The sequence below is a fragment of the Actinoallomurus acaciae genome, assembly GCF_042429965.1.
In the GTDB taxonomy this organism is placed as follows: Bacteria; Actinomycetota; Actinomycetes; order Streptosporangiales; family Streptosporangiaceae; genus Actinoallomurus; species Actinoallomurus acaciae.
In genome coordinates this window covers 1-7,366 of sequence record NZ_JBHLZP010000401.1, presented here as the reverse complement: position 1 = coordinate 7,366, position 7,366 = coordinate 1, and the positions used below count along the sequence as shown (strand labels likewise).

General features: G+C 70.0%; 4 protein-coding genes and 1 pseudogene. 4 read left to right on the top strand and 1 reads right to left on the bottom strand.

All coding sequences use genetic code 11. From position 1 onward, the window contains the following. From ACFFNX_RS36175 to ACFFNX_RS36160, 4 genes are all read left to right on the top strand, one after another. A partial coding sequence (locus tag ACFFNX_RS36175) for a glycoside hydrolase family protein (protein WP_378210504.1) occupies positions 1–829 on the top strand: 829 nt, incomplete at its 5' end. A gap of 170 nt (positions 830–999) precedes the next feature. After that, positions 1,000–4,260: a GH92 family glycosyl hydrolase gene (locus tag ACFFNX_RS36170; protein ID WP_378210502.1), complete on the top strand. Its 3,261-nt coding sequence runs from the start codon at positions 1,000–1,002 to the stop codon at positions 4,258–4,260. Positions 4,261–4,360: 100 nt separating this feature from the next. Then, positions 4,361–5,896, top strand: a complete 1,536-nt coding sequence (locus tag ACFFNX_RS36165; RefSeq protein WP_378210501.1) for a glycoside hydrolase family 76 protein — start codon at positions 4,361–4,363, stop codon at positions 5,894–5,896. A gap of 88 nt (positions 5,897–5,984) precedes the next feature. Beyond that, positions 5,985–6,791 (top strand): IclR family transcriptional regulator, encoded by an 807-nt coding sequence (locus ACFFNX_RS36160; protein ID WP_378210500.1) that lies wholly within the window; start codon positions 5,985–5,987, stop codon positions 6,789–6,791. On the opposite strand, the pseudogene ACFFNX_RS36155 reads toward ACFFNX_RS36160, so the two are convergent. Further along, positions 6,755–7,366: pseudogene (locus tag ACFFNX_RS36155) on the bottom strand (hypothetical protein); the annotation flags it as partial. The gene ACFFNX_RS36160 and the pseudogene ACFFNX_RS36155 sit on opposite strands and share 37 nt — an antisense overlap.

Sequence of the window (7,366 nt, the reverse complement as noted above, 5' to 3'; positions counted from 1 at the left end):
CGACCCGACGCGCCGGCCGGAGCGCACCCCGGCCGCGCCGGAGCTCGTGCCCAAGGGCCACCCGCCGGTCGCGCGCGGCGGCGGTTCCTGCCTGAAGGGGGTCGCCACCTGGAAGACCGGCGGGGTGAGCGCAGGGCTCAAGGCCTCCGGCGCCTGCTGGTATTACGACTGGGGTGCGGACAGCACGGGGATCACCACGCCGCGGGGGGTGGAGTTCGTGCCGATGATCTGGGGCGCCGACTCGGTCACGTCCGCGACGCTCGCCCAGGTCAAGGCGCGGGGCCGTACGCTCCTCGGTTTCAACGAGCCCGACTGGAAGGGCCAGGCGGAGATGACGCCGGCCCAGGCGCTCGCGCTGTGGCCGAAGCTCATGGGCACCGGAATGCGGCTCGGCAGCCCGGCGGTCGCGGCGGACGGCGACCGGGCCGGCGGCTGGCTGGATGAGTTCATGAAGGGCGCGGCCGCCCGCCACTACCGCGTCGACTTCATCACGCTGCACTGGTACGGCACGGACTTCGCCACGTCGAACGCCGTCGCGCAGCTCCGCAGCTACGTGCGGGCGGTGTACGCGCGTTACCACAAGCCGATCTGGCTGACCGAGTTCGCGCTGATCCGCTTCGGCACGCCGAAGGTGTACCCCTCGGGGCGGCAGCAGGCGGCCTTCCTCAAGGCGTCGACGGCGATGCTCGCGAGCCAGCGCGGCGTCGAACGCTACGCATGGTTCGCCCTGCCGGCCACCAAGGACGCCGGCACGGGCCTGTTCACCGCGGCGGGCACCCCGACGGCCGCCGGCACGGCCTTCCGCGACCTGCCGCGCACCGCACGCTGACCACCCGCGCGTCGGAGAACTCGCGTAGTGCGCTTCGGGGCCCGCTGTCCAGCCCTGTGTCCGCTTTTGGCCGTGCCATGAGTCTTTAACCGTTACGGATTGACCGCTTTGGGGCTAAGGATCACGATGCCGGAGGTTGACAACGTTGTCATTACTCGAAAGGGGAGCACATGAGGCGACCGGCGGCGCGCCTGGCGGCCGCGGTGGCACTGGCCACGGCGGCGGTCATCGGCAGCGGCCTTCCCGCCATGGCGCAGGGCCCGAACCCCTCACCCAGCACCGGATCCCAGCTTCGCAACGCCCGTACGGTCACCTGTGCCAAGGCGGCCGACGGACGTCTGATCGACTGCCCGAAACCCCTGGCGGCCAAGGCCCTGCCGAAGGCCGCCAAGGACACCTCGACCCTCGCGTCCGTGAGCGACCCCGCGACGCTCGTCGACACGCGTACCTGGACCACCGGCGGCGGCAACACCTTCCCCGGCGCCGACGTGCCGTACGGGATGATCCAGTGGAGCCCCGACACCATGCCGCACCGGAACGCGGGCGGCGGCTACAACTACGGTGACGAGCAGCTCACCGGCTACAGCCTCACGCACGTCAGCGGCCCCGGCTGCGGCGCGGCGCAGGACGTGCCGATCCTGCCGATCACCGGCGACCTGCCCGGCGGCGACCCGAACGACGCCACCACCGCGTTCACCAACGCCGGCGAGGTGGCCCAGGCCGGGTACTACTCCGCGCAGAGCAACCTGCCCGACACCATCACCACACAGCTGACCGAGACGCCGCACAGTGCGATGGGGCGCTTCACGTTCCCCTCCACCACGCAGGCCGGCTTCCTCATCAAGCTGATGGACAGCCAGAACGGCGACTCCGCCGCCAGCGCCCAGATCGTCGGCAACAACGAGATCAAGGGTTCGGACACGAGCGGCGGCTTCTGCGGCGACTCGCACCCGTACACGGTGTACTACGACATCGTCTTCGACCATCCGTTCACCACGTCGAAGGTGATCACGGGATCGGGCTCGAGCCCCCAGGCGGTGTCGGTCGGCTTCGACGCCACCAAGACCCCGGCGGTTCAGGCGAAGGTCGGCATCTCGTACGTGAGCGCCGACAACGCGAACCTGAACTGGCGTACGGAGAACCCGGGCTGGAACTTCGACGCGGTCAAGAAGGCCGCGCAGAAGTCCTGGAACGCGCTCCTGGGCCGGATCAAGGTGTCCGGCGGCGAGGCGTCGACCACGCAGGAGTTCTACAGCCTGCTCTACAAGGACTTCCTCCAGCCGAACATCACCAGCGACGTCAACGGCCAGTTCATGGGCTCCGACGTCAAGACGCACTCGGTGTCGGGAGGCCAGAGGCAGCAGTACGGCATGTACTCCGGCTGGGACACCTACCACTCGCTCGCCCAGCTCCAGGCGATGCTGACGCCGAAGGAGGCGAGCGACCAGGCGCAGTCCCAGGTCAACTACTACGCCGAGAACGGCATCATCCAGCAGTGGGGTTACCTGCACCTGGACAACTGGGTGATGGCCGGCGACCCGGGCACGGCCCTGATCGCGGACTACTACTCATTCGGCGCGAAGGACTTCGACACCAAGACGGCGCTGGCCGACATGCTCGAACAGGCGTACTCGGTCAACGACGTACGGCCGGGTGAGGCGCTGGAGGAGAAGTACGGCTATCTGCCCGAGGACGGGACGTACGGCTGCTGCAACCCGCACGCCCAGGTGTCCTCGCTCCTGGAGTACGACAACGCGGACTTCGCGCTGTCGCGCTTCGCGGCGTCCCTCGGCGACTCCGCCCACGCGGCGAAGCTGCAGGACCGCGCGAACAACTGGGCGAACGTCTTCAACACCTCGACGGGCCTGCTGACGCCGCGCCTCACCAACGGCGCGTTCCTGAGCGGCATCACGCCGTCGACGACGAGCCACTACATCGAGGGGAGCGCGGAGGAGTACCTGTGGGACGTGCCGAACGACTACGCCGGTCTGTTCTCGCTCCTGGGCGGCCCGTCGAAGGTCAAGCCGGCGCTGCGCAAGTTCCTGTCCCGGCCGGACGGGTACGGCGAGTACGCCCAGCTGTCCAACGAGTTCGGCTTCGGCGAGGAGTACGCCCTGGACTACGCGGGTGACCCGGCCGGGGCACAGCAGGCCGCCAACACCCTGCGGTACGGCCTCTACCTGCCCGGCCCGTCCGGTCTGCCGGACAACGACGACCTGGGAGCGAACAGCTCCGCGTTCGTCTGGTCGATGCTGGGGATGTACCCGGAGAACCCGGGCAGCGACACGCTGGTCTTCGGCAGCCCCGGCTTCCCGCACGCGACGATCTCGCTGCCCAGCGGAAAGACCATCAACATCAACGCTCCGAACGCCTCGCCGTCGGAGTACTACGTCAAGTCGATGAAGCTCAACGGGAAGGCCGACAGCAAGCTGTACGTGCCCTTCTCGACGCTGGCCAAGGGCGCGACTCTGGACTGGAAGATGAGCCCGACGGAGACGTCGTGGGGGACCGGCGCGGAGAACGCCCCGCCGTCGTACGGCCCGACGTTCGCCGCCACCGGCTCGACGAGCCCGTCGTCCCTGATCCTCTCGCCGGGCGAGTCGTCCAAGACGACCCTGACGGTCAAGTCGGTGGCGTCGGCCGACCAGTCGGTGCGGTGGACCGCCACGGTGCCGTCGGGCGTCACCGTCAGCCCGTCGAGCGGGACGCTCAAGGTGTCACCGGACGGCAGCGCGAGCGCGGACCTGACCGTGACGGCCGGTGACGTGGACGGGAACTATCCGGTGAGCTTCACGCTGACCAGCGCGGCGGGGAAGATCCTCCCGGTGTCGCTGTCGGTCATCGTGGCCAAGCCGGGCGACCTGGGCCCGTTCTTCGACAACACCGGCATCAGCGACGACAGCGCCACGTCCTCGGCGAACTACGACGGCGGGGGCTGGAGCTACTCGGAGCAGGCCCTGACCGCCGCGGGCCTGCCCCCGGGCGCCTCGGTGACGGCGGGCGGGCTCACCTACACGTGGCCCGACCTCCCGGCCGGCAAACCGGACAACATCACCGTGGGCGGCCAGACCATCCCGGTGAGCGCCCCGGCGGGGGCGACGAAGCTGGGCTTCCTGGGCAGCGCGTACAACGCGGGCACGGACGGCTCGTCCGGCACGGCGACCATCACGTACACGGACGGGTCGACGTCGACGGCGTCGCTCGGCTTCAGCGACTGGACGCTGTCGGCGGGCAAGGGCAGCCCGGGCTTCGGCAACTCCATCGTCGCCACCGCGGCCTACCGCAACCACACGAGCGGAAAGGACAACGTCAAGACCTACGTCTTCGCCCAGACCATCCCGATAAGCAGCGGAAAGACGGTCGCCAGCGTGAGCCTGCCATCGTCCCTGAGCCAGGGCTCGATCGGCGTCTTCGCCATCACGGCCGGCTGACCCGGTAGCCGGAACGGCCGGGGCCGATCACGGCCCCGGCCGTTTCATCAGGTCAGGATCGCGCCATTGACTTGACGGATTATGTCGTCAATAGTCAATCATGTCGTCATTACTGATCGCCTCGAATGCGCGGAGCGCTTCCCGCCCATCCACCGGCCGGTTCTTCCGGCTGCTGTCGGCCGTCTCGCTGCTCGTGGCCGTCGGGATCCCCGCGCTGGCCGGAGCCGCCGAGGCCGCGGCCATCTGCGACCGGTACTGCGACGGCCGCGACCCCGCGCTGGCCGCCGGCGACCGCACTCCCGTCCAGGCGACCATCTATTCCCGGCAGATCGTGCTGCATTTCGACGACGCCGACGACATGGCCTGGGGGAGCATCGGCAACGGCGATCCGGCCGACGAGGTGTGGCTGGATCGCTCGTTCGACGGCGGGCGGAGCTGGAGCCAGGGCAGCAGGCTCGGCGACACGACCGTCCCGAGCGGCCAGCGCGGCTGGCGCACCCTCATGTACAACGTCGACGACTGGAACAACCAGGGCGTCGGCGCGGTGCGCGCCTGCGGAAAGGCCGGCGACCGCGCCGAGATCGCCTGCACCCCGTGGGCCCGTACGACCTGGAACGCCGGAAACCGGTCGACCGCCGCGGCCACCGCGCTGATGGAGTTCTACGACAACGGCACGGGACTGTGGGCCACCACCAACTGGTGGAACTCCGCGAACGCGCTGACCGCGATCATCGACAACGTCCGGGTCAGTGGAATGGGCAGCTACAAGTACGCGGTCGCCACGACGTACGACGCCAACCTCTCCGCGCAGGGCGGGCAGTTCCGCAACGACTACCTGGACGACACCGGCTGGTGGGGCCTCGCCTGGGTGGACGCCTACGACCTGACCGGCGACGCCCGCTACCTGAACACCGCCCGCGCCGACGCGGACTGGATGACCTCCTACACCGACTCGGTCTGCGGAGGCGGCGTCTACTGGCGCACCCAACGCGACTACAAGAACGCCATCGCCAACGAGCTGTACCTGCAGCTGACCGCGGCCCTGCACAACCGCATCCCGGGCGACACCGCCTACCTGAACCTGGCGACCAAGGAGTGGTCGTGGTTCAAGGCCACCGGAATGATCAACTCGTCCCACCTGATCAACGACGGCCTGGACCTGTCGACGTGCGGGAACAACGGTCAGCCGGTCTACTCCTACAACCAGGGCGTCATCCTGAACGGCCTCACCGAGCTGTACCGGGCCACCGGCGACTCCGGTGTCCTCACCTCCGCCCGCGGTCTGGCCGACGCCTCCACGACCGACCCGGCGCTGAACCCGAACGGCATCCTCGCCGACCCGGGCGAGCCCCAGTCGGACGGCGGAGCGGACGGCCCGTCGTTCAAGGGCGTGTACGCGCGCGGGCTGGCCGCCCTCAACCGGGCGCTCGGCGACCACCCGTACACCGCCTACCTGAACCGCCAGGCGGACTCGGCGTACGCCCACGACCGAAACGCCCTCGACCAGTACGGCTACCACTGGGCCGGGCCCTTGGACTCCACCGACGCCGCCCGCCAGCAGAGCGCCGCCGACCTGATGAACGCCACGGCCTCCGCCGGCGGGTCTTCACGCGCCGGACTCCGTCTCGCCAAGTGAGTTCCGGTCGATTCAGGTAGCCTGATCTACGTGTTCACGAAGTGAACACGCCTGTCAGGTATTCGACGATCGTCCGGCGGAGGGTCCCGTGGCCAAATCGACGCGGTCGCCGGATTCCGCCCGTACGGACCGTGGTGACCAGGCGGACATCCAGGCGGTGAGCCGCGTCAGCCAGATCCTCTCGCTCTTCGATCCGGCCACGCCGGAGGTGACCGCCGGCGAGGTCGCCGAGCGGCTCAGCCTCAACCGTACGACCGCGTACCGCTACTGCACGTCGCTCGTCGCGGCCGGTCTGCTCGAACGCAGCCCCGAGGGCGGCTACGTACCCGGTGGCCTGCTGCTGCAGCTGGGCGCCTTCGCCATCGGCCGCCGTCGTGTCGTCAACCTCGCTCCGCGTCACATGCAGGCGCTCTCGCGCGCCACGCAGACCAGCGTGGTGCTCAGCCTCTGGGGTCTCACCGGCCCGGTGGTCTCGCGGGTCGAGGAGAACGTCTCCACCGTCGTCATCGTGTCCGTGCGGGTCGGCAGCCATCTGCCGCTGGACACCGCGCAGAGCAAGATCTTCCTGGCCTACCACGTCGACCAGCTGTCCATGGAACGGCTGACGGCGAACCTGCCCGGCCCGGCGCAGGACGAGCTCCGCGCCGACATCGAACGGGTTCGCGCCGTCGGCCACTGCTCCGCGATGAGCACCCCCGGCGTCGTCGCGGTGGCGGCGCCCGTCTTCGACGAGTACGGCATTTGTGCCACCATCGCCATCGTCGGCCCGGACAACACCCTGTCGATGTCCGACGACGCCCCCGAGCTACGCGTCGTCGTCGACACCGCGCGCGAGCTCACCCGCGAGCTCGGCGGCCACTACCGGCCCGACGACCTCGACCAGCGGGCGGTGTAGGGCAGCCACGCGGGCGACGACAGCGGCGGGATGTCCGCGTAGTCGCGCGTCCGGGCGAGCGCGCTGCCGACGAACCCCTCCAGGCCGTCGGCGCACGTCGTGGCGCGCTGTCGCAGATACGCGTCGACCCCGGCGACCAGCTCCGCCAGCACCGCGGGTCCGCCGATCCACAGTGCGGTGACGACCTCGACGGCGTGAGCGCCCGAGGCGAGGAACCTCAGCACGTCGGTCGCGGTGCGTGCGCCGTTGGTCCCGACCAGCGGCACGTCGGCGCCGAGCGCCATACGGGTCTTGCCGACCCAGTACAGGCTCATCGGCAGGCAGGCCGGCGATCCCCACGCCCCCCAGGACCCGAGCACCGCGCCGCCGTCGAGGTCGGGCAGGAAGCCCGGGTAACGCCCGACCAGCCCGACGGCGTCCGCCCCGGCCGACCGGGCGGCGCGGGCGAGCGCGACGACGTCGGACGCCTGGCCGGGCAACTTGACGAACAGGGGTGCGTCGACGGCGGCCCGTACGACCCGCACGGCGTGGTGCACCGCGTCCGCTTCGGTCAGCCGGCGCACGGCGGGTGCCTC